This is a genomic window from Pseudomonas sp. W2Oct36 (genome assembly GCF_041060465.1).
Lineage (GTDB): Bacteria > Pseudomonadota > Gammaproteobacteria > Pseudomonadales > Pseudomonadaceae > Aquipseudomonas > Aquipseudomonas graminis_B.
Genome location: NZ_JAUERW010000006.1, coordinates 109,807 through 135,629 on the forward strand (window position 1 = coordinate 109,807; position 25,823 = coordinate 135,629).

Annotated in this window: 24 protein-coding genes; 16 read left to right on the forward strand and 8 right to left on the reverse strand. The window is 60.1% G+C overall.

What is annotated here, in order from left to right; genetic code table 11:
* Nucleotides 1–113: 113 nt before the first annotated feature.
* Both QWI18_RS11175 and QWI18_RS11180 read left to right on the forward strand, forming a co-directional pair.
* Nucleotides 114–455, forward strand: a complete 342-nt coding sequence (locus QWI18_RS11175; RefSeq protein WP_065990097.1) for a zinc ribbon domain-containing protein YjdM — start codon at nt 114–116, stop codon at nt 453–455.
* A gap of 268 nt (nt 456–723) precedes the next feature.
* Entirely contained in the window at nt 724–1,149 is a 426-nt protein-coding gene (locus tag QWI18_RS11180) for a hypothetical protein (protein ID WP_065990095.1), read from the forward strand.
* Nucleotides 1,150–1,647: 498 nt separating this feature from the next.
* On the opposite strand, the gene QWI18_RS11185 is transcribed toward QWI18_RS11180, so the two are convergent.
* The 4 genes from QWI18_RS11185 to QWI18_RS11200 are packed head-to-tail and all read right to left on the reverse strand — an operon-like array spanning nt 1,648 to nt 8,035.
* Nucleotides 1,648–3,012 carry a heavy metal sensor histidine kinase gene (locus QWI18_RS11185; protein ID WP_192132367.1) on the reverse strand — a complete coding sequence of 455 codons (1,365 nt, stop codon included), beginning with the start codon at nt 3,010–3,012 and terminating at the stop codon, nt 1,648–1,650.
* Nucleotides 3,002–3,679 carry a heavy metal response regulator transcription factor gene (locus QWI18_RS11190; protein ID WP_065990091.1) on the reverse strand — a complete coding sequence of 226 codons (678 nt, stop codon included), beginning with the start codon at nt 3,677–3,679 and terminating at the stop codon, nt 3,002–3,004. The genes QWI18_RS11185 and QWI18_RS11190 overlap by 11 nt, the downstream gene beginning before the upstream one ends.
* Nucleotides 3,680–3,734: 55 nt before the next feature.
* Nucleotides 3,735–6,878 carry a multidrug efflux RND transporter permease subunit gene (locus QWI18_RS11195; protein WP_369318849.1) on the reverse strand — a complete coding sequence of 1,048 codons (3,144 nt, stop codon included), beginning with the start codon at nt 6,876–6,878 and terminating at the stop codon, nt 3,735–3,737.
* Nucleotides 6,875–8,035 (reverse strand): efflux RND transporter periplasmic adaptor subunit, encoded by a 1,161-nt coding sequence (locus QWI18_RS11200; protein WP_192132365.1) that lies wholly within the window; start codon nt 8,033–8,035, stop codon nt 6,875–6,877. Before QWI18_RS11200 ends, QWI18_RS11195 begins: the two co-directional genes overlap by 4 nt.
* A 301-nt stretch (nt 8,036–8,336) precedes the next feature.
* Here QWI18_RS11200 and QWI18_RS11205 point away from each other — a divergent pair, with 301 nt between their 5' ends.
* From QWI18_RS11205 to QWI18_RS11235, 7 genes are all read left to right on the forward strand, one after another.
* Nucleotides 8,337–8,666 (forward strand): hypothetical protein, encoded by a 330-nt coding sequence (locus tag QWI18_RS11205; RefSeq protein ID WP_369318850.1) that lies wholly within the window; start codon nt 8,337–8,339, stop codon nt 8,664–8,666.
* Between the two features lie 338 nt (nt 8,667–9,004).
* Nucleotides 9,005–9,589 (forward strand): fimbrial protein, encoded by a 585-nt coding sequence (locus QWI18_RS11210; RefSeq protein WP_065990085.1) that lies wholly within the window; start codon nt 9,005–9,007, stop codon nt 9,587–9,589.
* A 72-nt stretch (nt 9,590–9,661) separates the two neighbouring features.
* Nucleotides 9,662–10,405: a molecular chaperone gene (locus tag QWI18_RS11215; RefSeq protein WP_369318851.1), complete on the forward strand. Its 744-nt coding sequence runs from the start codon at nt 9,662–9,664 to the stop codon at nt 10,403–10,405.
* Between the two features lie 287 nt (nt 10,406–10,692).
* A complete protein-coding gene (locus tag QWI18_RS11220) occupies nt 10,693–13,119 on the forward strand; it encodes a fimbria/pilus outer membrane usher protein (protein ID WP_369318852.1) in 2,427 nt (808 codons plus the stop codon).
* Nucleotides 13,116–13,889, forward strand: a complete 774-nt coding sequence (locus QWI18_RS11225) for a molecular chaperone (protein ID WP_369318853.1) — start codon at nt 13,116–13,118, stop codon at nt 13,887–13,889. Before QWI18_RS11220 ends, QWI18_RS11225 begins: the two co-directional genes overlap by 4 nt.
* Nucleotide 13,890: 1 nt before the next feature.
* Nucleotides 13,891–14,883, forward strand: coding sequence for a fimbrial protein (locus QWI18_RS11230; RefSeq protein ID WP_296306279.1), 993 nt, complete (start codon nt 13,891–13,893; stop codon nt 14,881–14,883).
* 109 nt (nt 14,884–14,992) lie between these two features.
* Complete coding sequence (locus tag QWI18_RS11235) at nt 14,993–15,235, forward strand: hypothetical protein (protein ID WP_065990075.1); 243 nt, start codon at nt 14,993–14,995, stop codon at nt 15,233–15,235.
* A gap of 86 nt (nt 15,236–15,321) precedes the next feature.
* Here the strand turns inward: QWI18_RS11235 and QWI18_RS11240 are convergent, their stop codons facing one another.
* The 3 genes from QWI18_RS11240 to QWI18_RS11250 form a co-directional block, all read right to left on the reverse strand.
* Nucleotides 15,322–15,648 carry a hypothetical protein gene (locus QWI18_RS11240; RefSeq protein ID WP_369318854.1) on the reverse strand — a complete coding sequence of 109 codons (327 nt, stop codon included), beginning with the start codon at nt 15,646–15,648 and terminating at the stop codon, nt 15,322–15,324.
* A 48-nt stretch (nt 15,649–15,696) separates the two neighbouring features.
* On the reverse strand, nt 15,697–16,107 hold the full coding sequence (locus QWI18_RS11245; protein ID WP_369318855.1) for a GNAT family N-acetyltransferase: 411 nt from the start codon (nt 16,105–16,107) through the stop codon (nt 15,697–15,699).
* A 92-nt stretch (nt 16,108–16,199) separates the two neighbouring features.
* Complete coding sequence (locus QWI18_RS11250; protein WP_065990071.1) at nt 16,200–17,096, reverse strand: chemotaxis protein; 897 nt, start codon at nt 17,094–17,096, stop codon at nt 16,200–16,202.
* A 287-nt stretch (nt 17,097–17,383) separates the two neighbouring features.
* Between QWI18_RS11250 and hmpA the strand changes: the two genes are divergently transcribed.
* From hmpA to cyoE, 7 genes are all read left to right on the forward strand, one after another.
* Nucleotides 17,384–18,565: an NO-inducible flavohemoprotein gene (hmpA, locus tag QWI18_RS11255; protein WP_369318856.1), complete on the forward strand. Its 1,182-nt coding sequence runs from the start codon at nt 17,384–17,386 to the stop codon at nt 18,563–18,565.
* A 333-nt stretch (nt 18,566–18,898) separates the two neighbouring features.
* Entirely contained in the window at nt 18,899–19,408 is a 510-nt protein-coding gene (locus QWI18_RS11260) for a disulfide bond formation protein B (RefSeq protein WP_065990066.1), read from the forward strand.
* Between the two features lie 470 nt (nt 19,409–19,878).
* A complete protein-coding gene (gene cyoA / locus QWI18_RS11265; RefSeq protein ID WP_074886395.1) occupies nt 19,879–20,814 on the forward strand; it encodes a ubiquinol oxidase subunit II in 936 nt (311 codons plus the stop codon).
* Between the two features lie 3 nt (nt 20,815–20,817).
* Entirely contained in the window at nt 20,818–22,836 is a 2,019-nt protein-coding gene (gene cyoB, locus QWI18_RS11270) for a cytochrome o ubiquinol oxidase subunit I (RefSeq protein WP_065990059.1), read from the forward strand.
* Nucleotides 22,837–22,839: 3 nt separating this feature from the next.
* Complete coding sequence (locus QWI18_RS11275) at nt 22,840–23,472, forward strand: cytochrome o ubiquinol oxidase subunit III (RefSeq protein ID WP_192132347.1); 633 nt, start codon at nt 22,840–22,842, stop codon at nt 23,470–23,472.
* Nucleotides 23,473–23,820 carry a cytochrome o ubiquinol oxidase subunit IV gene (cyoD, locus tag QWI18_RS11280; protein ID WP_065990055.1) on the forward strand — a complete coding sequence of 116 codons (348 nt, stop codon included), beginning with the start codon at nt 23,473–23,475 and terminating at the stop codon, nt 23,818–23,820.
* Between the two features lie 10 nt (nt 23,821–23,830).
* The gene (gene cyoE / locus QWI18_RS11285; RefSeq protein ID WP_192132344.1) at nt 23,831–24,721 is read left to right on the forward strand and encodes a heme o synthase; all 891 of its coding nucleotides are present in this window, start codon (nt 23,831–23,833) and stop codon (nt 24,719–24,721) included.
* 79 nt (nt 24,722–24,800) lie between these two features.
* Here cyoE and QWI18_RS11290 read toward each other — a convergent pair whose 3' ends face one another.
* Nucleotides 24,801–25,787, reverse strand: a complete 987-nt coding sequence (locus QWI18_RS11290) for an ATPase (RefSeq protein ID WP_192132342.1) — start codon at nt 25,785–25,787, stop codon at nt 24,801–24,803.
* Nucleotides 25,788–25,823: the final 36 nt, after the last annotated feature.

Sequence of the window (25,823 nt, forward strand, 5' to 3'; positions counted from 1 at the left end):
GCGATTGAGACTACAGCAGCGAGTGATGTTTCCAGCACTTTCAGGCGCCTGCTCCTCAACCGCGTAAAAACCCTTATAATCCTGCGCCTATTCCCTCTGATGCGAGATCCGCCGTGAGCTTACCGCCGTGCCCAAAATGCAGTTCCGAGTACACCTACGAAGATGGCAGCCAGCTCGTGTGCCCGGAATGCGCCCACGAGTGGTCGGCTGACGGCGCCAGCGCCGAAGCGGGCGATGACACCAAGGTGATCAAGGACGCTGTGGGCAACACCCTGCAGGACGGCGACACCGTCACAGTCATCAAAGACCTGAAGGTCAAAGGCTCGTCGCTGGTAGTCAAGGTCGGCACCAAAGTCAAAAACATCCGCCTGGTGGACGGCGATCACGACATCGACTGCAAAATCGACGGCATCGGCGCGATGAAGCTGAAATCGGAGTTTGTGAAGAAGGGCTGATCGCCGTCCGGCGTGATCGGCAGATTTATCGTTCCTCACGGTTTACCTGCTGATCGTTCCTTACGCCCCGTGTGGGCATGCCGCTCATGACTCTCCGAGTTCCTTTAATGTGGAGGCGGACTTGGGAACGAACTTCGAAATTATGTAGGCCTGATCCTCCTAGGGGTTCGGAAACTTCCTACCATCAGAGTGGCATTACCGCCCATCCATCCCGCCGCAAGTCCCATAGCATCTGCCACCTTGGATTGGTTATGCGGGAATTGCTTCGGTGTCAGATTTCTACCAGTACTTCAAAGAAAACATGGAGAGCATGGGCCTGCCTGCGCCTCAATCGCTTTTTGGCTCTGTCACGAGCGCGGTTGCGACAGCGACGACGCTTCTCAGCCAGGTCGAGAAATTCGGTAAAAAAGTGACCATTAATGAGCTTTTGCGCGCGGGTACCAAATTAGAGCAACTGGCAATCGTCGGAGCATGCTCGGCGGCGTTCTATTTGGGTGCGGTGATTGGAAGCATTGCCGTTGCTACCGGAAGAGTGCTTGGTAACGGCGCGACTTTATCCGACGTGCTTCTCACCGCCCAAACACATAACCTGAGGACTGACTGGCTCGTCCATTGCCTACACATGTATCCAGGCATATACCAAGCCGCCACTCCGGGCAAAACCACTTATCGATTCTTGGGACATGTAGTGTGAAAGACTCAGTCTTGCTACTGACAGTCGCGGTGATCGTCGCCTTTGCCGCTTGGGTGTTTTGGCACTACGCCGGGCTGAGCGGTTTTGAGCTACTGAGCACTTTGATAGTTGTGTCGCTTGCCGTGGACAACACGCGCTTGAGGCGCGAGTTGAAAAAGCGCAGAGCTTAGTCGGTAGGCGCGATTCATGCGGCCTCGCTATCGTGCGCTGTGATCGTTCCTTACGCTCCGCGTGGGAATGCCGCTCATGATGCTCCGCGTTATTCAAACGCGGAGCATCCCCGGCGGCGCTACCAAGCAGAGCGTGGGAACGATCATCAAGGGGATGAACTCGGTAGCTCGGTGAAGCTGCTGGACCTGTGGGAGTGAGCTTGCTCGCGAAGACTGCCTTCCGGCCGCTGAAGACGATGCGGATGCACCCACCGCTTCGTGAGCAAGCTCACTCCCACAATGGATTGTGTGCGGCATGGTTTTCCGCACGCTAACCCAGATGCCCGCCTCAACTCGGCAAATTAATCCCGAACGTATTCACTCCATCCTCGCTGCGCACGAACACGGTGCCGCCGTGCATCAGGGCGATGGCTTTGACGATCGCCAGTCCAAGCCCGTGGTTGGCGCCGCTGTTGCTGCGCGAGGCATCGACGCGGTAGAAACGCTCGAACAGTTTGGGCAGATGTTCCCCGGCGATCGGCGCGCCGGGATTGGTCACGCCGATGCTGACGTGATCGCCCTCATCGCGAATATCCACCTGAATCAACTGCCCAGGCGAGGTGTGCTGCACCGCGTTGTGCAGCAGGTTGATCAGCGCCCGGCGCAAGTGCGCGGTTTCGATGGGCGCGTTGGCATCCCCGCGCACCTCAACCTGCACCTGCGCGTCTTCCAGAATGAAATCCAGATAGTCCAAGGTCTTTGCCACCTCCACGGCGAGCGAGGCTTGGGTCAGTTGAGTGGCTTTGCTGCCTTGATCGGCGCTGGCCAGAAACAGCATGTCATTGATGATCGAGCGCAGCCGTTCGAGCTCTTCGAGGTTGGATTGCAGCACCTCGAAGTAATGCTCGGCCGAGCGCCCGCGGGTCAGCGCCACCTGGGTCTGACCGATGAGGTTGGTCAGGGGAGAGCGCAGTTCATGGGCAACGTCGGCGTTGAATGACTCCAGCCGCGAATAGGCCTGCTCGACCCTATCCAGCGTCGAGTTGAACGAGGTCACGAACTGATCCAGTTCAGGCGGCAGATGCGACAATTTCAGGCGCCCGCTCAGTCGTGGCGGTGTCAGTTTGCGCGCCTCCAGAGACAACTCCGTCAGCGGCTTCAAGCCGATGCGCGCGACCCAGTAACCCAGAGCAGACGCGAGCAGGATGCCGACGGCGGCCAGACTGATCAGCGCGACGAGCAGGGAATGTTGGGTCTGCCAGAAGGTTTCGGTGTCCACCGCTGTCAGAAAACGCAGCGGCGGACGTTGATCTTTCGCCGGGAACTGACTGACCAGCACTTTGAACGGGTAATCATGGCCCCTCAGGTTCAAGTCGCGCATGCCCAGCGGGCCCTTGGCGAAGGCGCGGATCTCGGCGTCCGGGTTGCCGAATTCATAGGTCGGGTTGTCGCTGACCACCCAAAAGCGCAGGCGTTTGTCTTCCTCACTGAGCAGCCTGAGCTTGGCGTTGATTTTGGCCCAGTGCTCGGGCGTTCCATAACGCTGGACGGCCGATTCGAGCACGCTGTAACGGGCGTCGACTTCGGCTTCCGGCAACAGCCCGAGGCCCTTGTCCACTTGCAGGTAAAGCGCCCAGCCGATCAACAGAAACACCAGCAGCGCCACGAGGGCGAACATGCCGCTCAGGCGCAGGGCGATGGAATTAGTCGACACGACGGCTCTCCAGCACGTAACCCATGCCGCGAATGGTGTGCAGCAGTTTTTGCTCGAACGGCCCGTCGAGCTTGGCACGCAGGCGTTTGATCGCGACTTCGACGACGTTGGCATCGCTGTCGAAATTCACGTCCCAGACCATCTCGGCAATCGACGTCTTCGACAGGATTTCCCCCTGACGCCGAGCCAGTACGCTCAGCAGCGAAAACTCCTTTGCCGTCAGATCCAGACGTGCGCCGGCCCGGGTGGCCTTGCGGCTGATCAGGTCGATCCACAAATCAGCGACGCTGATCTGCACCGGCTCGTGGCCGCCACTGCGCCGGGTCAAAGCCTGCAGGCGAGCCACCAACTCCAGAAACGAAAACGGCTTGCCCAAATAATCGTCAGCCCCTTCGCGCAGGCCGCGAATGCGATCGTCGACGTTCTCGCGGGCGGTGAGCATTATCACCGGCGTCTGCTTGCGCGCACGCAGGGCTCGCAGCACGCCATAGCCATCGAGGCCGGGCAGCATGACGTCGAGAATGATCACCGCGTAGTCGCTTTCCAGCGCCATGTGCAGGCCTTCGATGCCTTCGCGCGCGACGTCGGTGGTGTAACCCTGCTCGGTCAGGCCCCGGTGCAGGTAATCGGCGGTTTTCTCTTCGTCTTCGATAATCAGGACACGCATCGGTCCACGCTCACTTTTTTCACTGCTTGCTTATTAGGTACTTGGTTTCAACGGCTTACTTTTCAGTGGCCAGTTCCGCAACCGCCGGCTTACCGGATGCTGTCGTGCCTGGCGCTGTCGAAGCAGGCGTCTGACACGGGCGGTGGAACAGTCGCTCCAGTTGCAGGTAGATCACGGGCGTGGTGAACAGCGTCAGCGCCTGGCTCACCAGCAACCCTCCGACAACGGCAATGCCCAAGGGCTGACGCAGCTCCGCACCGACACCGTAACCGAGCATCAACGGCAGCGCGCCGAGCAATGCCGCCAGCGTGGTCATGATGATGGGCCGAAAACGCGTCAGACAGGCTTCATAAATGGCGTCACGCGGAGACATGCCTCGATTGCGCTGGGCGTCCAGCGCGAAGTCCACCAGCAGGATGCCGTTCTTCTTGACGATGCCGATCAGCAGCACGATCCCGATCAGGCCCATGATCGAAAAGTCCTGACCCATCAGCCACAGCAGCAACAGCGCACCGATACCGGCGGAGGGCAGGGTGGAAATGATCGTCAGCGGATGGACGAAGCTTTCATACAGCACGCCCAGAATGATGTACACCGCCACCAGTGCCGCGAGAATCAACCACGGCTGGTTGGCCAGCGAACTCTGGAACGCCTGGGCCGCGCCCTGGAAGTTGCCGATGATCGAGGCGGGCATGCCGATCTCGTTCTTCGCCTGATCGAGCAGCACCACCGCATCACCCAAGGCCACGCCCGCCGACAGGTTGAACGACAGGTTCGCGGCCGGGAACATGCCGTCATGGCTGATCGACAACGGTCCCATCTTCGGCGCGCCGACCTTGGCCAGCGCCGACAACGGCACCATTTCATTGGTCAGCGGTGAGCGCAGGTAAAAATAGTTCAGGCTTTCGGCCTTGCCGCGCTGCTGCGGCTCCAGCTCCAGGATGACTTTGTACTGGTTGATGTCGGTCTGGTATTCGTTGATCTGGCGCTGACCAAAGGCGTCGTACAGCGCCTGATCGACGTCCGCCGTGGTGAGGCCGAAGCGCGCGGCGGCGCTGCGGTCGATGTCGAGGTGCGTGACGCTGCCGCCCAGTTGCAGGTCGTTGGAGAGGTCGCGGAAGGCCGGCAGGGTCTTCAGTTTATCGGTCAGCTTTTGCGTCCAGACATTCAGCAGCGCGCCGTCGTTGCTCTTGAGCACGTATTGGTACTGCGCGCGGCTCGGACCGGAACTCAGGTTGATGTCCTGCCCCGCGCGCAGGTACAGGACGATGCCGGGGATCTGCGCGAGTTTCGGCCGGATCCGGTCGATGAACTGGCTGGCGGAAACGTCACGGTCTGCACGGTCCTTGAGGGCGATCCACACCCGGCCGTTGGCGATCGTCTGGTTACTGCCGCTGACCCCGACCGAATGGGAAAACGCCTTGACCGCCGGATCCGCGGCGATGATTTTCGCCAGCTGTTTGTGTTTCTCGATCATGTCCGGGAAGGAAATATCCGCCGCCGCTTCACTGGTGCCCAGCACCATACCGGTGTCCTGAACCGGGAAAAATCCCTTGGGGATCAGCACATAGCCGACCACCGCAAGCGCCAACGTCAGGCCGAAAATACCCAGCATCAATCGCTGGTGCGCAAGGGCAAAGCGCACGCCGCGGGCATACCGCGCGAGCAGTCGCTCGCCGAAGCCGGGCTTGGCGTGGGGATCGTGTTTCGGTGCGCGCATGAACAGTGCCGCCAAGGTAGGCGCCAGGGTCAGCGAGACTACCACCGAAATCAGAATGGTCGATGTCGCGGTCAGCGCGAACTCCTTGAACAGCCTGCCGACCACGCCGCCCATGAACAGCAGCGGAATGAATGCCGCGACCAGCGAAAAGCTGATCGACACCACGGTGAAGCCGATTTCGCTGGACCCTTTGATCGCCGCGTCGCGCTTGCTTTCGCCGGCTTCCAGGTGTCGGTGGATGTTCTCCACCACGACAATCGCATCGTCGACGACAAACCCCACCGCCACCACGATGGCCACCAGCGTCAGGTTGTTCAGGCTGAAGCCGAGCACGTACATCAGCGCGAAACTGGCAACGAGGGACACGCCCAGCACGGCGGTCACGATCAGCGTCGCAGAGAGCTGGCGCAGGAACAGCGCCATGACCGCGATCACCAGCGCGATGGCAATCAGCAGCGTCATCTCCACTTCATGCAACGATGCACGAATGGTTTTGGTGCGGTCGCTGAGCACCGAGACGTCCACCGACGCCGGGAGCATTTCCTGCAATTTGGGCAACTGGCCGAGCACCCGGTCGACCGTCTCGACGATGTTCGCGCCGGGCTGGCGGAACACCACGATGTTCACGCCCTGCTGATCCCCGGACCAGGCCCGCACGTAGGCGTTTTCCGAACCGTTGATGACCCGCGCCACGTCACGTAAATGAACCGGTGCGCCATCTTTGTAGGAAACGATCAGTTGTTCGTAGTCCTTCGCCTGAAACAGTTGGTCGTTGGAGGCGAGGGTGGAAATGCTGTCTTTGCCGTACAGCGCGCCCTTGGCCAGGTTCAGGCTGGTCTGCTGCAGGGATTCCCGCAGATCGGCGAGGGTCAGCCCGATGGATGCAAGTTTTTCAGGCGCCGCCTGCACGCGAATTGCCGGACGTTGCTGACCGGTGATGTTGACCTGTCCGACGCCATCGATCTGACTCAACTGACGCGCCAGCAGGGATTCGGTGACGTCGCTGAGTTCGGTGGCGGGCATCAGGTTCGAGCTGACGCTGAGGATCAGCACCGGGCTGTCCGCCGGGTTGACCTTGCGCCAGGTCGGCAGGGTCGGCAGGTCTGCGGGCAAGCGGCCGGCCGCCGTGTTGATGGCCGCCTGCACTTCCTGCGCGGCGGTGTCGATGCTTTTGTTGAGGGTGAACTGCAGCGTCAGGTTGGTGGAGCCCAGCGCGCTGCTCGACGTCATCTGGGTCATGCCGGGAATGGCGCTGAACTGCACTTCGAGCGGCGTCGCCACCGACGATGCCATGGTTTCCGGGCTGGCGCCGGGCAACTGCGCAGCCACTTGAATCGTCGGAAACTCGGCCTCCGGCAGCGGCGCCACCGGCAGGCGAGGGAAGGCGATGCAGCCCAGCAGCACCAGCGCGAAGGTCAGCAGAACCGTGGCGATCGGGTGGTTGACGCACCACGCGGAGATGGACCCGCGGCTGTTCATTTCGCCGCCCCGGTGGAGTCGGCCAGGGTGTCCACAGGATCACCCTTGACCACCTCGATGTACGAACCGTTTTTCAGACGCGACTGACCGTCGCTGACCAGCACGTCATTGGCCTCCACCCCGCTGATCAGCATCAGGTCGCTGTCCTGATACAGCACCTTGACCGGCACCACCTCGGCCGTGTCGCCCTTGATCCGATAAACATAATGCTGGTCGATGCCGCGCTGCACCACCTGTGGCGGAACCTTCAAGGCATTGCGATCGATGGCGGTCTGAATGCGCACGGTCACCAACTGCCCTGGCCACAGCTTCTCGTTCGCATTGTCGAATATCGCCTTGGCGCGGATGGTGCCCGTGCTGGCCGCCACCTGATTGTCGATCAACAGCAACTTGCCCTGACCCAGCAGCGTGCCAGTCGCGCCTTCGCCGAGGTAGGCATTGACCGGTGCGGGCGTGTTGGAGGCAATCAGATCATGCAGCGTGGGGAGCATCTGCTGCGGCAGGGAAAACTCCACCGACACCGGGTCGATCTGCGTCACCGAGAAGAGCCCGGTCGCATCGCTGACGCGCAGGAAGTTGCCTTCATCGACGTTGCGGATGCCGACCCGACCTGTCACCGGCGAGCGTATTTGCGTGTAGGACAGCTGCACTTGCGAGGCATTGATCGACGCCTGATTGCCCAGCGCCGTGGCCTTGAGTTGGTCGACCAGCGCTTGCTGCTGATCGTACTGCTGTTTCGAGATGCTGTTGTCGACGGTCAGCAGCTTGTAGCGCTTGAGGTCGACATTGGCCACGTTCAGCTGCGCCTGGCTCTGGGTCAACAGCGCTTTGGCCTGATCGAGTGCGGCGCGGATCGAGCGATCATCGATGGTCGCCAGCAGATCACCCGCCTTGACCTGCTGCCCTTCCTTCACCAGCACCCTGGTCAGAATCCCGTCTACCTGAGGACGAATCACCACGCTTTGCAGCGACAGCACCGAGCCGATGCCGGTGACGTAACGCGGCACGTCTTCCTGCATGACGTTGATCACGCGCACCGGCACGGCAACCGGGGCGCTGACCTTCTTTGCCGCGGGCCGTGTCATTGCCCAGACGCCTATCACCACGAGCACGACCAACAGGGTCGCGAGCATCACAACGTTGTTCTTCTTCTGCATACAGGGACAGGGCCAACCAGTGAATGAGGGGCGGGTAACCGAGAGCGTTCTTTATAACCCTTTGACCCGGTCAGCAAAATGACTGCTGCCTGTCAATATTGTCAGGTGAATAAGGGCAGACGATGAACGTGGGTAAAGAAACAACGCCGCAGGGCGATACCCAGATAGAAGCCACGAGTTTCGATGAACGAGTTCTACTGTGACGGGGAAAATTCCTACATAAACTTCGTGAGCTCCGAATGCTGGTTCACCAGGGGCTGGACTGATTTCGCTCAGCAGGTCCCTACTCCGGAGTAGTGCGATGAAAAGCCAAAAGGCTGTTTCGCTGTTTTTCTCGATCGCGGTCATCGGTGCGTGTGCCATGACGGCGCCTGCCGCCTGGGCTGCCCAAGGCGCGCTAATGTTTCACGGTAGCGTGGTCAATGCGACGTGCGACGCGCAGGTTTATAGCGCTCCGTCTTCAACCGGCTCCTTTAATACCTTGCCAGCCGACACTTATCTCACCTTGGGCGCAAGCCGTGGTGATGACGCGTGCGCTCAGCGAGTCGGGCCCGTGCAGGTGACTTACAAGGCGCTGTCCGCAGCCGGGTCTGAGGCTCACGCGGGCATCGTCACGCTGACTTATCCGTAAGCGCTTTCGCGCTCACCCGAAGCTATCTGCTGACGAACCCGGCTCAATCGAGCCGGGTTTTTTGTGGGTGAACGCTTTAAAGGGGCTCGTCTTCGGCCAGGCCTTTCGGGGCACCGTGCAAACGTTCGCCTCAGGTTTTCTGAGGACGTAATGCCGCAAGCCGCGGCCTGCCTGGGGTCTGACACAGAAGCGTCACCTCCTACTGAAAGGTCCCACACGCGCAACTGTATTTTCAATCCAAAAGAGGTAGATCGCCTGACAGCCGACCTTGAAGACGCTGCTTATAGTTCGTGTCGTCCTTTTGGGCACACACGAATCGACACAAGGAACGTCGTTATATGAAAAAGCTTTCTCTTACCCTGGCTATCGTGGCCGCAATGGGGCTTGGCATTTCCGGGACCGCGAATGCTGCGAACAACGGCAAACTTGTTTTCACCGGTACCCTGACCAATATCACGTGTGACATCGGCGCCGGAACGGGCGCCACCCCTGGCAACAACCCCGGCGAGATCAACGTAGACCTGGGCAACGTCTCGTTTTCCGACATCGGTCTCTTCGCCGACAACAAACTTGAAACCGCATCGCCCATCCAGCTGTTGGTCAATTGCACCGGCGGCGCCTCTCAATACAACACTGTGAACATGCGCTTCGTTGCTCGCCAGGGCAGCGGTCTGGATAACCTCGATCAGAAACTGCTGCGGGCCACCGGCGCGGCGGACGGTGTGGGCATCGGTCTGCTCAATGCATCCAATCAGTTGATGGACCTGAGCGGCAACGAAACCATCGACACGCCACTGGTCAAGGACGGTGCCGATGGCGCGACCGCCGAGATCAACTTCGGCGCGGTGTACGTCCTCAACGGCGCGGCCACCAACCCGGGTAATGCCGACGGCTTCCTGCCGTTCGTGATGGATTACCAGTGATGTAGCGGGCGAGCGGGCGTTGCTCGCTCGCCTTCCTGGCGTGTCCACCCCACAGCCCAAGACGGTCTCACCATGTTTCCTGATTTCATTCGCGGCTCGGCCCTATGGCTGGGCCTGCTCCTGGCTGCCCCGGCGCAGGCGGGTATCGTGCTCAACACCACGCGTGTCATCTACCAGGCTACGGACAAGGAAGTCAGTTTCGTTGTGAACAACAGCGGGACGGCTGACATCCTCGCCCAGTCATGGCTCGAAGCGCAGAACGACACCGAGAATCTGCCTTTTGTCGTCACTCCGCCGCTGGCGCGAATGGCGGGCAGTGCCCGGCAAATGATTCGGGTGATCTACGCCGGCGAAGGTTTGCCTCAGGATCGCGAGTCGGTGTTCTGGCTCAACGTCCAGGAGATCCCGCAATCGGCGAAGGATAATCAGCTGCAGATCGCGATTCGTCAGCGCATCAAGCTCTTCTACCGGCCCGCCGGTTTGAGTGACGATCCGCTCGACGCTGCCAAAAACCTCAAATGGCGCATGCATGACAGCCAGCTGGAAGTCAGCAATCCGACGTCGTATCACGTTTCGATGATTCAGATCGACGCCCGCCAGCAGGGCAAGACGCTGTTCAAGGCGGACAGCAGGATGCTGGCGCCAAAGCAGACCGTTCAATTGCCGCTTACTCAATCGGCCAGTGGTCACGCGGTGGACCTGCGGTTCATCAGCATCAACGATTTCGGCGCGCAGGAGCCGTACACCGCAAAGGTGTCCGGTGGCCAGACGACTCAAGCCATCAAGGCCGCCAACGTCATCACCCGGGCCGAGTAGCCACTCAGTCGCGGGCCGGATTTTACCCAGGTCTTTCTTCGGTCGCAGTCATGCGGCTCCAGCGCCTTGCGCCTGCCAAACATGATTTGCCAGCGCGTCGGAATCGAGAACACGAGTGAAACCAGCCAATGGAACCCCGAGATCACACCCAGGGAGATGCACGGATCGCAGCATGCTCGTCCCGCATCGACCGCAGACATCTGGCGCACCTGCCTGTCCGGATCAGCCCCCTGGCGAGGATTATTCTTGCCTCGGCAGGCATGGCACTGGCTTCGTCCGCGACTGCAATGACTGATCAAAGCAGCGCCGCGACCGATGTGAAATTCAACACCTCGTTCATCCAGGGCACCGATCAGCCTGCTGATCTCGCGACCTTTTTGCACGGTAACAGCGTGGTCCCCGGAACCTATCGGGTGGATGTCTACGTCAATCGTGTGCTGAGCGGGCGGCGTGACATCAGCTTCATCCCCAACCCTGCAAAAGGCACCGTCGAGGCCTGCCTCACCCTGGACATGCTCCGCCTGTTCGGCATGAACCCGGAGGCTGTGCACGCCGGCGATGCCTCGTCGACGGAATGTTTCGATCTCCCGGCGCGGGTCGAATTCGCCCGCGTCGACTACCATCCGGCGAGCCTGCGTCTGAACATCAGCATTCCCCAGGCCATGATGTTGCGCAGCGCTCGCGGCTACGTGCCGCCGGAGTTATGGGACGAGGGCGAGACGGTCGGTTTCGTCAATTACAACTTCAGCGGCGCGCGCCGTACCCGCAGTGGCCAGGGTCGCTCTCACGCCCAGGATCAGTATTACCTGAGCCTGCGCAACGGCGTGAACCTCGGTGCCTGGCGACTGCGCAATGAGTCCTCGCTGACCTATGGCAATGATCAGCCGTACCGCTTTCGCAGCAACCGGACCTTCGTGCAGCGCGACCTCACGGCAATGAAAGGCCAGCTGACCCTGGGCGAAACCTTTACCGATTCGCAAGTCTTCGACAGCGTTCGATTCCTTGGCGCCATGGTGATGTCCGACGAGGGCATGCTGCCCGACAGCGAGCGGATTTTCGCGCCGGTCATTCGTGGCATCGCCGACACCAACGCGTTGGTGGAAGTGCGTCAGAACGGTTTCATGCTGTACAGCGGCAACGTCTCGCCGGGCCCGTTTGAAATCACCGACATCTATCCCAGCGGGTCGAACGGCGATCTGGAAGTGACGGTGGTCGAAGCCGACGGCAGCAAGCGCGTGTTCGTCCAGGCCTACGCATCGCTGCCCATCATGGTGCCCAAAGGCGCGTTGCGTTACAGCCTCGCCGCCGGCCAATACGACAGCAACACCGAGGACGGTCTCTCTCCCGGCTTCGCCTCCGGCACCGTGGTGTACGGCCTGACCGAGCGGGTAACGGCAGCGGGCGGCGTGCAAATCGCCGAGGATTACCAGGCCGGCAACATCGGGGCGGGTGTTAACACCGGGCTCGGCGCGGTGTCGCTGGACGTGACCCAGTCCCTCAGCCGTCAACGCGAGCAACGCTTCAGCGGCCAGAGCCTGCGGGTGCGCTACGCCAACACGATGGACCTGACCCAAACCACCCTCGCCGTGGCCGGCTATCGCTATTCAACGAATCAATACCTGACGTTCGACGACCATGTGGATGCGTTGCAGGCGCGTGACGGATCAACCAGCGCGCGGGCCAAGGATCGCCTCGAAATCAGCCTGACCCAATCGCTGCCGGCGCAGGGCGCGTCGCTAAGCTTTACCGGTTCCGAGCAACGTTACTGGGACCGGGGCAGCAAGACGCGCCAGTTTTTTCTGTCGTGGAACTCGGCGTGGCGCAGCCTCAGCTACAGCCTGTCGGTCGAGCGTAACCAGACCTTCGAGCGCAGCGGAGACAATCGATCGGACAACCGTATCGCGCTGACATTGAGCCTGCCGCTGGGGAGCGAATCCGGTTCGTCGCGGGTTTTCGGGAATGCCGTTCGCGACAGCTCCGGCGCGTCCAGTGTGCAGTCGGGCCTCAACGGGCAACTCTTCGACGACCGCAACAGCTTCTACTCGGTACAGGCGGGTCACGACAGTGAGTCGGGGTCGTCAGGGTTCGGCAAGCTCAGCACCACCACGGCCTACGGGCGTTTTGATGCGGGCTACGGACAGGGCAGGGATTATCAGGCGTTGAGCCTGGGCGCTTCGGGTTCGGTGGTTGCTCACGGCGGCGGGGTGAATTTGGGCCAGCCCCTGGGCGAGACCTTCGCGCTGGTGCAGGTAAAAGACGTCAGCGGTGCGCGGCTGAGCAATTTCAGCAACGTCGAAACCGCCGATAACGGCTATGCCATCCTGCCTTACGCCCAGCCCTATCGAACCAATTGGGTCAACCTCGATACTCGCCAGTTGGGCGCCGATGTCGAGCTGGAAAATGCCGTGGACCAAGTCGTGCCCCGACGCGGCGCGGCACCCCTGATCAGCTTTCGCACGGCAATCGGCCGGCGTGTGCAATTCGAACTGGTGCGGGCCGATGGCAGCCGCTTGCCCATGGGCGCAGCGGTTGAAGACGAGCAGGGCAAGGCGCTGGCAACCGTCGACCCCAGCGGGCGTGCGCTGGTGCTGAGCGAGCGGGACAGCGGCGAACTCATTGTCAAATGGACCGATCAGCAGTGCCGTGCATCGTTCGTGCTGCCGCCCAAGGAAACCCATCGCAGCTACGATCGCCTGAAGGTGCAATGCCTATGAAACGCGCCTGTCTGTCAGGGTTATTTCTGGCCGTGATCAGCGGCATGGCCCAAGGCGCGGTCTCGCTGTCAGGTACCCGGTTGATCTTCGACGGTCGCGACAAGGAGGCGACGATCGAGGTCAGCAACCGCAGTGATGCCGAGGCCTTGATTCAGGCCTGGCTCGATGCGCCCCGCGGCGACGATCAGCCAGGCGGTGGGCGTGCGGCCGACCTGCCGTTCGCATTGACCCCGCACCTGGTGCGCCTGCCAGCCAAGGGCAAGCAGACCCTGCGCCTGCTGTATGAAGGCATCGGCATGCCCCAGGACCGGGAATCGATGCTGCACCTGTTCGTGCTGGAAATCCCTCGGCGCAGCCCGGCGGTTCAGCAGTTGAGCATTGCCATCCGCCAGCGCATCAACGTGTTCTATCGGCCAGCGGGGCTGACCGGCGACCCGGCGGATGCGGCACAAACGCTCCTCTGGCAACGCGCGCCATCGGCGAGCGACAGGCTTTCGGTGCGCAACCCGACGCCGTATCACGTTTCGCTGCTGGACCTGCGCCTCAATGGAATTGAGGTCGCAGACCACCGGTTGCTGGCGCCTTTTTCGGACGCATCGCTGCCCCTCCCTGTCCTCGGCTCAAAAGTCCCGGTGCCCTTCATCCTGAGTTTCAAGGCCATGACTGATTACGGGGGACAGCGCGATTACTGTGCGCCGCTTCAGGGAGGGCAGCCGTTCACGGTGCCGCTGCGCACGCCGGATTCACACTCACCCATAGGGAAATGCTGACATGAAAAGAACCATCATCCGAGGGTGGTTGACGTTGCTGACGACGCCGCTGCTGATGCTGTTGATGCCCGGCTGCGCACTGGCGCTGACCTGCAAGACCCAGGGCGCCGGCGAGACGGTGGTGCGCGCGGACCTCGGCAGCACCGTCGCCATCCCGGCGAATCTGCCCGATGGCAGCGCGGTCTGGCGTTCGGAGCGACTGAACCTTGCCGTCGAATGTGCGAGGGACGAACCGGGTGGTCCCGAGGATGTATTGATTTATCTGAACCCTGACAACCTGCAGATAGGACAAGGCATTCGCGCCGGACTCACGTTGAGCGGCGTCGACTTCGTGCAAACCAGCGGGCGTATTCCCACGCGTCAGCAAGCCCCGGCCTGCACGGAGGCACGCTCGGCCTGCCCGAGCGTCGCGTTCAACCTGGCGTTTTCGGTGTTCATCCAGAAGTACGGTCCGACCCCGCCCTCCGGCGTCGCCAGTGATCTGCACGACTATCGATTGTTCCAGCTCGACGCTGGCAGCGGGCAGAGTCCGGGGGGAGACCGCACGCTCAGCTACGTCATCAACAACCTTGAGGGGCTGCGCTTCGTCGCCTGCGATGCTGAGTTGCGAGTCATGCCCGAGACCGTGGATTTCGGCGACGTGGCCATCCGCAACGTACGGGTGGGAGAAGTCGCCACCTTTCAACGCTTCGCCCTGGCGACCAGCCGCACCTGCGAATCGCCGTTCAGCCTCAATGCGCGCATCACGCCTGTGTCTGGAACACTCAAGGGCGACGTGCTGGTGCCCATCAACAACGACAGCATCGGCGTTCGCATCACCCATGCCCGGGACAGCTCGCCCGTGCCGTTCCTCGAACCCTTCCACCTGACCGATCTGCTGGAGGGCAATTACTCGGAGACCGCTGACTTCAACGCCGAGCTGCTCTGGCAAACCAGTAAGCCGACCGCAGGCCCGTTTTCGGCGGAAGTGATGGTGGATCTGTTCTACAAATAGGCGCGCGCAGCCGGTCTGTTGGCAGAAGCGATCCGCTGGCGATTCAGGTATGCTGCGCGGCCCTCGGGCGCCGCCCGTATTCTCGAACGTCTGCCGTTCCGGAGCTTTCATGACCACCCCCGAACACACGCCCGCTCCTGATGCTCGTGATTCGCACGCTTCGGTCGACGCCAACGCTGCGGCGGCGGACACAAAACCTGCGATCCCGGCCTTCAGCTTCCCGTTCAAACCGGGCGAGCTGTTGCAGGCCAAGAAGGACCAGCAGCACTACAAAGGCTCGGGCAAATCGAACCACGACAAGCGTCCGGGCGTCGCGCCATCAGGCACCCGTCGGTCGATGGGCAAGCGCTGATCACACCTTCGCTGGCGCGCACGGCAGGGTCATCCGACCCCCGCCGTGGTCATGCTTCGTTACGAAAACTGTCCTGATACTGAGCCTTACTTCTCCGGCAACGTGGTGACGTTATCCCATTCGGTGATCACCGCTTTCTTGTTCTTGCGGTCGTAGAGGCACAGCTCGGTGCCCGTCTTGTTCTTCATGAACGCCTGTTTGTACTGGCCTTTGATCAACAGCGCGTTGAAGCCGACGCTGTCATTGAAGGCCGCATCGGCGCCGGCAGGTTTGGCATTCTTCAGGGAGCTGGCGCTGACACAACTGTCGACCAGGGTTTTGTTGAAGCCGGCCCAGGCGTCCGGGCTGGAGGCATTGGCCTGGCCGGCGGCGCAGGCGGTGAGAACGAGTAACAGCGCGACGTGCATCTTCATGGGTAGGGCTCTCCATGGCATGAGGGGGGAACGCGTCTCGGCGCAGATTCAGCGCGGTTCGAGTTCGTGGCGCTGAATATATTGCATACCGGCGCGCTCATACAGTCGGCGTGCGCCCAGGTTGCTTTCCATCACCTTGAGATCGACGTGGCCTTCGCCCCGCTGGCGGAAGGCCGAGAACGCCTGATTCAGCAACGCCAGACCCAGGCCTTGACGGTGCGCGCGCGGGTGAACCACCAGATTGCGGATGAACGCGCTGGTCCAGCATTGCGCCACGGCCACCACGCCCTGAGCATCCTCCACAACGAAACACAGCGCCTGGTCAAACTCGGGATCAGTCTCGAAGGCGTCCAGCCAGGTGGCATAGTCGGGCACCCGGCCGCCGCCGTATTCGCGTCCCAGCATCAGCAATTGATGAACCGCCGGGGCGTTCTGCGCACTGAGCTCAACGGGGCGCACACCAGCGGGCCAGACCGCATCGTCAGGGGCTGGGACAAGGTGGCGGCGCATCAGCCAGTAATGCGCAGTGGAGGCATCGCCTGTGGCCGGTCTCAGATTCCCTGAGCTTCGACCGTGCGGGCGGCTTCGATCAAGCATCGTGTCAGCTCGGGCGAGGAGAACTTGGTCAGAACAGCGTTGGCGCCGGCGGCATTGGCCTTCTCGGCGTTCATCGCGCTGTCCAGTGAAGTGTGCAGCAGGACGTACAGCTCCTGGAAGTCCGGGGTCTCCCGAAGTGTGCGGGTGAGCGCGTAGCCGTCCATTTCCGACATCTCGATGTCGGACACCAGGACGTTGATCTGCTTCGCCGTGCCTTGCAGTTCAAGTAACTGATCAATGGCTTCCCGCGCGCTGCGGGCGGTGTGGCATTCGATGCCCAGGTTGCGCAGGGTGATCACCGATTGTTGCAGCGCCACCTGACTGTCATCGACCACCAGAATGCGCGCCTTGGCCAGCACGGCAGCGTCTTCGGTACTCAGCTCGGCACGTTCGGCGACGATCCGCGCCGGCGCGATGCCGTGAATGACCTTCTCGATGTCCAGAACCTGAACCAGCGTCCCGTCCACCTGCGTCACGCCGGTGATGAACGACTTGTTGCCGGAGCCGAAGGGTGGGGGGCGAATGTCAGTGGTCAGGCAGTGAACGATCTTGCTGACGGCCTGTACATGCAACCCCTGCTTGGAGCGGCTGACATCGGTGACGATCAGGCAGCCGCCATCCGGGTCCACCAATGGACGCTCGCCAATCGCGCGACTCAGGTCAATCACCGACAGCGGGTTGCCGCGCAGGGTCGCGACGCCTTTGACGTGCGGGTGGGATTCGGGCAAGCGCGTGAGGGGAGGGCAGGGGATGATTTCACTGACCTTGAGCAGGTTGATCGCCATCAGCTTTCCGCTGCGTAACGTGAACAGCAGAAGCGAGAGTGAATCTGCGCGGACGTTCTTGGACATATAAACCTTCTGTGATGCGTTGCCTGGCCGCGTGGAATCGGCCAAAAGCTTTCGATGACGGTTTATCGACCTGCGCAAGTCAGGCTTTAACCCTTTCGACCTGAAGGCTCATTTCGGTGCACATCCTGCACAGTCAAATTGACCTCGTCAGGGTCATTTTGACACGCAATGCGAGGAGTCAACTTGACTCAACCTCTTCGCCGAGGCCGGTTTCAGGGGGTCGAACAGCTGGCACGGTTCATGAACTGCCGAGGTATTGCCAGCTCATTCTATCTCAGGAGTTTTCTATGTTGTCTGCATCGGATCGTGCCATCGTCAAGTCGACAGTGCCACTGCTGGAAAGCGGGGGCGAAGCGCTGATCACCCATTTCTACAAAATGCTGCTCGATCGATACCCGCAGGTGCGTCCTCTGTTCAATCAAGCCCACCAAGTGAGCGGCGATCAGCCACGCGCGCTGGCGAACGGCGTATTGATGTATGCGCGGCACATCGATCAGCTTGATCAGCTGGGCGATCTGGTCGCCAAGATCATCAACAAGCACGTGGCACTGCAGATCCTTCCCGAGCACTACCCTCTCGTCGGGAAATGCCTGCTTGAGTCCATTCGCGAAGTGTTGGGTGCCGAGATCGCCACTGACGAGGTAATTACGGCATGGGGCAACGCCTACGGCCAGCTCGCCGACATTTTGATCGGCGCAGAAAAAGCCATCTACGACGAGAAGGCCCAGGCAGTGGGCGGCTGGCGCGGCGCACGGGAATTCAAGGTCGTCGCCAAGACACCGGAGAGCGCAGAAATCACCTCGTTCTACTTCGCCCCCGCAGACGGCCAGCCGATTCTGCAATTCACTGCCGGCCAGTACATCGGCCTGCAACTGCAGGTGGGGGGCGAAGAAATCCGCCGGAACTACTCGCTGTCAGCGCTTGCGGGGAACAATCAGTACCGCATCAGCGTCAAGCGCGAGCCTGGCGGCGTTGCCTCCAATTACCTTCACGATCACCTGCAGCTGGGGGACAGCATCAATCTGTTTCCGCCGTCAGGGGAATTCATCCTGACCCACAGCGACAAACCGCTGGTGTTGATCAGCGGCGGCGTCGGCATCACGCCGACCCTGGCGATGCTGGAAGCCGCGCTGCATACCCAGCGTCCGATCTACTTCATCCACTGCGCTCGCAATGGTTCGGTGCACGCGTTTCGCGACTGGATCGAAAACCTCGCCACCCGGCATCCCCAACTCAAGCGTTTCTACTGCTACGCGCAAGATGATGGCGTAAGCCCCGCACCCCATGGGACAGGGCTTCTTGATCAGACGCGGCTGGAACAGTGGCTTCCGGAGAACCGGGATGTTGACGCCTACTTTCTGGGGCCCAAAGGCTTCATGTCTGCGATCAAGCGTCAATTGAAAACGGCGGGCGTACCCGATGCGCAGACGCATTACGAATTCTTCGGTCCTGCCTCGGCGCTGGAATGATAGCTGCGACAATTAGACGCATCCTACATATATATAGAAGGAGTTCGCGCGGCGATGCGCGTCTGCGACAAAAAGCCGCACTCTTCTATATATAAGCAAGGTGTCAGGCCGGGTGGGGGCTGTGTATGGGGATGTTAACGCTCAGGTAATGCGCAAGTGTCCACCATTGCGCCGGTTGCGGTGCCGGGCGTTGGCCTGCTGCTGTTGTGCTGCGGCGGGCGTTCTGTGAACGGACGGGCACGACGGTGGTAGAATCGCCGGCTTTCCGGGGCGTCCGGGCCGCAACACAACGCATCCGTCGATCCGGATGACTCCAATTCAAAGGATATGTGAATGACTGACGAGATGGTGTACCTGCGGCGTGAAAAGCAGCTTCTGGTGGTGCTCGGGATCATCTGCCTGGCCCTGATCGGCGGCGCCCTGTACATGCAGGTGGTACTGGGCGAAGCGCCTTGCCCGCTGTGCATTCTGCAGCGATATGCGCTGTTGTTCATCGCGGTGTTTGCGTTCATCGGCGCAGCGATGCCCGGGCGTCTGAGCCTGACGATCTGTGAAGCGCTGGTCACCTTGAGCGCAGTGGGCGGCCTCGTTGCAGCGGGGCGTCATGTGTATATCCAGACCCATCCGACAGAGAGCTGCGGCATCGACGTGCTTCAGCCGATCGTCGACGGTCTGCCTCTGGCGTCGCTATTTCCGCTAGGCTTTCAGGTAGGTGGTTTCTGCGAGACGCCATATCCGCCAGTTCTCGGTTTGTCTCTGGCGCAGTGGGCATTGGTAGCGTTTGTTTTGACTGTGGTGCTGGTTCCGGCGGGAATCATTCGTAACAGGATGAAAGCACGCTGATTACAAAGTGTTGCGTAACAAAGCCCCTGTGCTCCTCCACGGGAACCGGGGCTTTCCGCCTTTTCAGGGTGCGACATAACACCGCATTTTTACCGATTCCGAAATTAACTGTTGCGCAGAAACTTATAGTCAATAAAACTTTACGTATCTACAATCGCCCCCAATTCACGCCCCCCCTCATTTGCGGGACGGTGTAAATCGAGGTTATTGAGCGTCTTTTCGCTCTAGTAGACGCGGTTCGAATGGCCTCCTGAGTCACGTTCTGAATGTCTGCGCCAAAGGATCTGGTCCGCATTAGCGGGTGCCACCATTCGAATAAGAAACCAAAGCTCAACCCGGATTTGTTGTGAGGCCCACATGCTTCCTGACAGGCCCCTTTTCAATCCAAGCATTTGCCAGCACCTGGCAGGGTGAAGTGTTGGCGGTCGAAACCCAACTGCGATGCGAAAGCTGCTTTTAGAGGTCGTGAGATGAGTAAAAAAAGGTACCCCAGGTTTTTTGGCTTCTTGGCCCTTTTCAGCATGCTCCTGCTCAGCGGGTGCGATTACACCCTGCTGGATCCCAAAGGGCATGTCGGCGTTCAAGAGCGTGACCTGATCATCACTGCTACCTTGCTGATGCTTTTGGTAGTGGTGCCGGTCATTTTCATGACCATCATCTTCGCCTGGAAGTATCGCGCTACGAACAAGAGCGCGACGTACACGCCTGACTGGGCGCATTCGACCCGCATTGAACTGGTGGTCTGGCTGGTTCCATTGGCCATCATCATCGTGCTCGGCTATGTGACCTACAAGTCGACCCACGCGCTGGATCCTTACCGCCCGCTCGAGTCGGACGTCAAGCCGCTGACCATTGAAGTGGTCGCGCTGGACTGGAAGTGGCTGTTCATCTATCCGGAACAGGGCATCGCCACCGTCAACAAGATCGTGTTCCCGGCCAACACGCCGATCAATTTCCGCATCACGTCCGATTCGGTCATGAACTCGTTCTTCATCCCTGCACTGGGCGGCCAGATCTACGCGATGGCCGGCATGCAGACCAAGCTGCACTTGATCGCCAATGAAAACGGCGAGTTCGATGGCATCTCCGCCAACTACAGTGGCGCAGGTTTCACCGGCATGAAGTTCAAGGCGACAGCCACCTCACAGGCTGATTTCGACACCTGGGTTGCCGACGTCAAGAATTCACCTAAAACACTGGCAACGGCCGAATACGCCGCGCTGGCCAAGCCTAGCGAACGTAACCCCGTTGAACTCTACTCCTCGGTCACTCCGAACCTGTTCCAGATCATCATCGACAAGTATGAAGGTATGAAGCCGGGCAAGATTGTCCATGAGAAGAAAGAAGTAGCAGGTACGGAAGGGATGGACATGGGTAAGCAGTCAGCTGCGCAGGCAGAGGAGTAAGCAATGTTTGGTAAATTAAGTCTGGACGCGATTCCGTTCCACGAGCCGATAGTCATGATCACGGTCGCCATGATCGCGATCGGTGGCGCGGCGTTGTTGGGCCTGATCACGTACTTCAAGAAATGGACTTACCTCTACACCGAGTGGCTGACGTCCGTCGACCACAAGAAAATCGGTGTCATGTACATCATCATTGCAATGGTCATGCTGCTGCGCGGCTTTGCCGACGCCGTACTGATGCGTTCGCAATTGGCCATGGCCACTGAAGGCTCGCCCGGCTACCTGCCGCCTGAGCACTATGACCAGATCTTCACCGCTCACGGTGTGATCATGATCATCTTCATGGCGATGCCTTTCTTCACCGGCCTGATGAACATCGTCGTGCCTCTGCAGATCGGCGCTCGCGACGTTGCCTTCCCGTTCCTGAACTCCTTGAGCCTCTATCTGCTGATCTCCGGCGTGATTCTGGTGAACGTGTCTCTGGGCGTCGGCGAGTTCGCACGCACTGGCTGGGTTGCCTATCCACCGCTTTCCGAACTCGGCTATAGCCCGGGTGTGGGTGTGGATTACTACATCTGGGCACTGCAGCTCTCAGGACTGGGGACGACGTTAACCGGGGTTAACTTCCTGGTCACCGTTCTGAAGATGCGCACCCCTGGCATGAAACTGATGGACATGCCGATCTTCACCTGGACCTGCACCTGGGCCAACGTCCTGATCGTGGCTTCGTTCCCGATCCTGACCGGCACCCTGGCGTTCCTGACCCTCGACCGTTACCTGGACTTCCACATCTTCACGAACGAGTTGGGTGGTAACCCGATGATGTACGTGAACCTGTTCTGGGCGTGGGGTCACCCTGAGGTCTACATCCTGATTCTGCCGGCGTTCGGGGTCTTCTCCGAAGTCATCTCGACCTTCACCGGCAAGCGTCTGTTCGGCCACCACTCGATGATCTACGCCTCCGGTGCGATCTCGATTCTGGGCTTCATGGTCTGGCTGCACCACTTCTTCACCATGGGTTCGGGTGCAAGCGTCAACGCCTTCTTCGGTCTGGCGACGATGCTGATTTCCATCCCGACGGGTGTGAAGCTGTTCAACTGGCTGTTTACGATTTACCAGGGCCGTCTGCGCTTCACCGCGCCAGTCATGTGGACCCTGGGCTTCATGGTGACCTTCTCCATCGGTGGTATGACCGGCGTACTGCTGGCTATCCCGGGTGCCGACTTCGTTCTGCACAACAGCCTGTTCGTGATCGCGCACTTCCATAACGTGATCATCGGTGGTGCTGTGTTCGGTTACATCGCCGGCTTCGCGTTCTGGTTCCCTAAAGCGTTCGGCTTCAAGCTGAACGAGAAGTGGGGCAAGGCAGCGTTCTGGTTCTGGATCTCTGGTTTCTACGTCGCCTTCATGCCGCTGTACGCACTGGGCTTCATGGGCATGACCCGTCGTCTGAACACCACTGACAACCCGGACTGGACGCCGTACCTGCACGTCGCGTTCGTGGGCGCTGCACTGATTGCCGTCGGTATCGCCTGCCAGCTGATCCAGATCTACGTGTCTATCCGTGATCGCGAGCAGAACCGCGACCTGACCGGTGACCCATGGAATGGCCACACCCTGGAATGGTCCACTTCGTCGCCACCGCCTTTCTACAACTTTGCAGAAATGCCGAAAGCCAACGAGATCGATCCGTTCTACGCCGCCAAGCGTGATGGCGAGGCGTACAAGGTTCCGGCCAAGTACTCCGACATCCACATGCCGAACAACACGGCGACGGGCATGGTGATGGGCCTCCTGCTGACCGTCTTCGGTTTCGCGATGATCTGGCACATCTTCTGGCTGGCTGCCGTCAGCTTGATCGGTACCATCGTGTACTTCGTGATTCACGCTGCACGTGACGATCAGGGCTACATGGTTCCTGCATCCGAAGTGGCACGCATCGAAGGCGAACAGCATGCGATCCTGGCGCGGGTCCGCAACGGTCAGACAAACACTCCTGTCAACAAGCTGGAGCAGGCATAAACAATGTCGAACTTAGTATTAGATGGTGCGAAGGGTCACGACCACGGTCATGACCACGAGCACGACCATGGTCACCATGACGCCGGCGAGATGAAGATCTACGGTTTCTGGATCTACCTGATGACCGACTGCATTCTGTTTGCGTCGATCTTCGCCATTTACGCGGTACTGGTTAACAACGTAGCGGGTGGCCCTGCGGGCCACGATATCTTCGAGCTGCCATACGTGCTTGGCGAAACCGCCTGCCTGTTGCTCAGCTCGATCACCTACGGCTTCGCCATGCTGGCGATGCACAAGGGCAACAAGTCGGGCGTTCTGGGCTGGTTGTTCGTGACCTTCCTGTTCGGCCTGGGCTTCATCGGCATGGAGATCAACGAGTTCCACCTGCTGATCTCCGAAGGCTACGGTCCTAACCGCAGCGGTTTCCTGTCGGCGTTCTTCACGCTGGTCGGCACCCACGGTCTGCACGTGACCAGCGGCCTGATCTGGATGGCGATCATGATGTATCAGGTCTCCAAGCACGGTCTGACCGGGACCAACCAGACTCGCCTGAGCATGCTCAGCCTGTTCTGGCACTTCCTGGACGTTGTCTGGATCTGCGTGTTCACCGTTGTCTATCTGATGGGGACCATTTAAATGGCGAATTCACATCACTCCAATGACGCTGCCAGCCATGAACCTGCCGCCCACGGCAGCTTCAAGTCGTACATGGTCGGTTTCGTACTGTCGATCATCCTGACCGCGATTCCTTTCGGTCTGGTGATGTTCCCGACGATTTCGAAAGTGGCCACGCTGTGGGTCGTTCTGATCTTCGCAGTCGTGCAGGTTATCGTTCACCTGGTGTACTTCCTGCACCTTGACCGCTCCGCAGCACAGCGCAACAACGTCATCGCGTTTGCCTTCGCTGGCCTTGTGATCGTGCTGCTCGTTGGCTTGAGCACCTGGATCATGTTCAGCATTCACACCGCCATGATGGCGAAGTGAGGAAAACCTGATGTCACTGAAGCACTTTATCCAAATCACCAAACCGGGGATCATTTTCGGTAACGTGCTTTCGGTGGCAGGTGGCTTTTTTCTGGCGTCCAAGGGACATGTCGACATCGGCTTGTTCCTGGCAGCGGTGATCGGGACTTCACTGGTGGTGGCTTCTGGCTGCGTTTTCAACAACTGCATCGATCGCGATATCGATGTGAAGATGGAGCGCACCAAGAATCGGGTGCTGGTGCAAGGGTTGGTGTCAGTGCAACTGGCACTGATCTATGCCACCGTACTCGGCGTCGTCGGCGTCGGCCTGCTGTACACCAAGGCCAACGCACTGGCGGCGCTGTTTGCCGTGATCGGCTTCGTGATCTACGTCGGCTTCTACAGCCTGTACCTGAAGCGCAGGTCGGTTCATGGCACGTTGGTAGGTAGCCTGTCGGGTGCGATGCCGCCGGTGATCGGTTACGTCGCGGTCAGCAACACCTTCGACCTCGCGGCGTTGACCTTGCTGGTGATGTTCAGCTTGTGGCAGATGCCTCACTCGTACGCCATCGCGATTTTCCGCTTCAATGACTATCGGGCTGCCTCGATTCCGGTCTTGCCGGTCAAGCGTGGTATCCGGGTCGCCAAGCGGCACATCCTGATCTACATCCTGGCTTTCCTGCTGGCGACCTTGATGCTGACCTTCGGCGGTTACGCCGGGCTCAATTATCTGGCCGTTGCAGCGGCGATGGGCATGTACTGGTTGTACATGGCCTGGACCGGCTACAAAGCCAAAGACGACACGGTTTGGGCACGTAAGCTGTTCGTGTTCTCCATCTTCACGATCACTGCCTTGAGCGTGGCCATGTCGCTGGATTTTCAGGTAACTAAGGAACTGTTGGTGACATACGCAGCGCCTTAGTCTCTTGAATGAAACGTAAAAAAACCCGGTCGCTCGCGAGAGAAACCGGGTTTTTTTCGAGCCGAATAAGGTCTCTGGTTTAGCTGGTTGGCCCTTTCGCAGAGGCCTCCTCGGCGTCCTTGGCCGGCCCAAGCACGATGGCCAGATGGCGCAAGTCTTCGATCTCCACACTGACGCTTTTCCCGGAAGGGCTGGCGACCAGTGTGCCCAAGGCAAAGACCGTGAAGAAGCGCACCTCATCGGCGTGGCTCAGCAGCTCGCTGAGGTAGCGGCTTGAGCGGTAGGCCTGCATCTGCGCGGGTGACACGTACAAGGTCACCAACTTGCCTTGCAGGCGATCGAAGAACTTGAATTTGAAGCCTGTCCCGTAGCGCTCGACCAGCCCGCCGCCATACAGCACCCGGCGCTCGTCATTGAGCTGAGCGAATTTGATATGGCGAAAATAGGCGCGCAACGACACTTCACCCTGACCCGGAATGCGCAGGGTCAGCAGTGCAAGCTCTTCCTTGGTCAACGAGGCTTGGGCCTGACGAAAGCTGTCGACCAAACGCTCCAGATTGCTGGTGCGGTTCTGCTTGTCCTGTCTGGCCTTGAGCGCGTCGGCGGGAGGCGTGGCGTCTTCGGGCCTCTCGAGCGGATCGGCGTCAGGCTTATCTGTCGGCGGTGTGGGTTTTGCGCGTTCCTTCGGGGTCGGATCGAAGACATCTATGTAGTCATCCAGCTTGCGCTTGACCTTGCGCAGCTCGCTTTCGGCCTCAGTTTCGGCTTCCTGCACAACCGGCGTTTCGACGGCTTCATCCACCCATTCGCAATCGGCATGATGTTCGTAGTTCGGGTTGGCCCGGTAGTGCGCGGCGACGAAGGTCGGGTGCTCCTGGGGCTTCACGTCATAGCGAACCCCGGTGATTTTGACACCCAGGGCACGGCACGGCTCGGACGAGCACAAAAAGCTGAAGCGCGCCCGAGGCGGCTCTTGAGAAAAGTACTCACGTCGCGCCGCTACGATGGAAAGCTCTTGCTGCAGCTCGACGCAAAACGCGCGAGTAATGGTTCTGTTGGTTTTCATGGATACGGCGGGGTCCTGTGCCGAAGTCTTGCGGGC

Coding starts and splice junctions, on each gene's coding strand:
- QWI18_RS11190 (WP_065990091.1), bottom strand. CDS start 3,679: ATGCGTGTCCTGATTATCGAAGACGAAGAGAAAACCGCCGATTACCTG.
- QWI18_RS11195 (WP_369318849.1), bottom strand. CDS start 6,878: ATGAACAGCCGCGGGTCCATCTCCGCGTGGTGCGTCAACCACCCGATC.
- QWI18_RS11200 (WP_192132365.1), bottom strand. CDS start 8,035: ATGCAGAAGAAGAACAACGTTGTGATGCTCGCGACCCTGTTGGTCGTG.
- QWI18_RS11205 (WP_369318850.1), top strand. CDS start 8,337: ATGAAAAGCCAAAAGGCTGTTTCGCTGTTTTTCTCGATCGCGGTCATC.
- QWI18_RS11210 (WP_065990085.1), top strand. CDS start 9,005: ATGAAAAAGCTTTCTCTTACCCTGGCTATCGTGGCCGCAATGGGGCTT.
- QWI18_RS11215 (WP_369318851.1), top strand. CDS start 9,662: ATGTTTCCTGATTTCATTCGCGGCTCGGCCCTATGGCTGGGCCTGCTC.
- QWI18_RS11220 (WP_369318852.1), top strand. CDS start 10,693: ATGACTGATCAAAGCAGCGCCGCGACCGATGTGAAATTCAACACCTCG.
- QWI18_RS11225 (WP_369318853.1), top strand. CDS start 13,116: ATGAAACGCGCCTGTCTGTCAGGGTTATTTCTGGCCGTGATCAGCGGC.
- QWI18_RS11230 (WP_296306279.1), top strand. CDS start 13,891: ATGAAAAGAACCATCATCCGAGGGTGGTTGACGTTGCTGACGACGCCG.
- QWI18_RS11235 (WP_065990075.1), top strand. CDS start 14,993: ATGACCACCCCCGAACACACGCCCGCTCCTGATGCTCGTGATTCGCAC.
- QWI18_RS11240 (WP_369318854.1), bottom strand. CDS start 15,648: ATGAAGATGCACGTCGCGCTGTTACTCGTTCTCACCGCCTGCGCCGCC.
- QWI18_RS11250 (WP_065990071.1), bottom strand. CDS start 17,096: ATGTCCAAGAACGTCCGCGCAGATTCACTCTCGCTTCTGCTGTTCACG.
- hmpA (WP_369318856.1), top strand. CDS start 17,384: ATGTTGTCTGCATCGGATCGTGCCATCGTCAAGTCGACAGTGCCACTG.
- QWI18_RS11260 (WP_065990066.1), top strand. CDS start 18,899: ATGACTGACGAGATGGTGTACCTGCGGCGTGAAAAGCAGCTTCTGGTG.
- cyoA (WP_074886395.1), top strand. CDS start 19,879: ATGAGTAAAAAAAGGTACCCCAGGTTTTTTGGCTTCTTGGCCCTTTTC.
- cyoB (WP_065990059.1), top strand. CDS start 20,818: ATGTTTGGTAAATTAAGTCTGGACGCGATTCCGTTCCACGAGCCGATA.
- QWI18_RS11275 (WP_192132347.1), top strand. CDS start 22,840: ATGTCGAACTTAGTATTAGATGGTGCGAAGGGTCACGACCACGGTCAT.
- cyoD (WP_065990055.1), top strand. CDS start 23,473: ATGGCGAATTCACATCACTCCAATGACGCTGCCAGCCATGAACCTGCC.
- cyoE (WP_192132344.1), top strand. CDS start 23,831: ATGTCACTGAAGCACTTTATCCAAATCACCAAACCGGGGATCATTTTC.
- QWI18_RS11290 (WP_192132342.1), bottom strand. CDS start 25,787: ATGAAAACCAACAGAACCATTACTCGCGCGTTTTGCGTCGAGCTGCAG.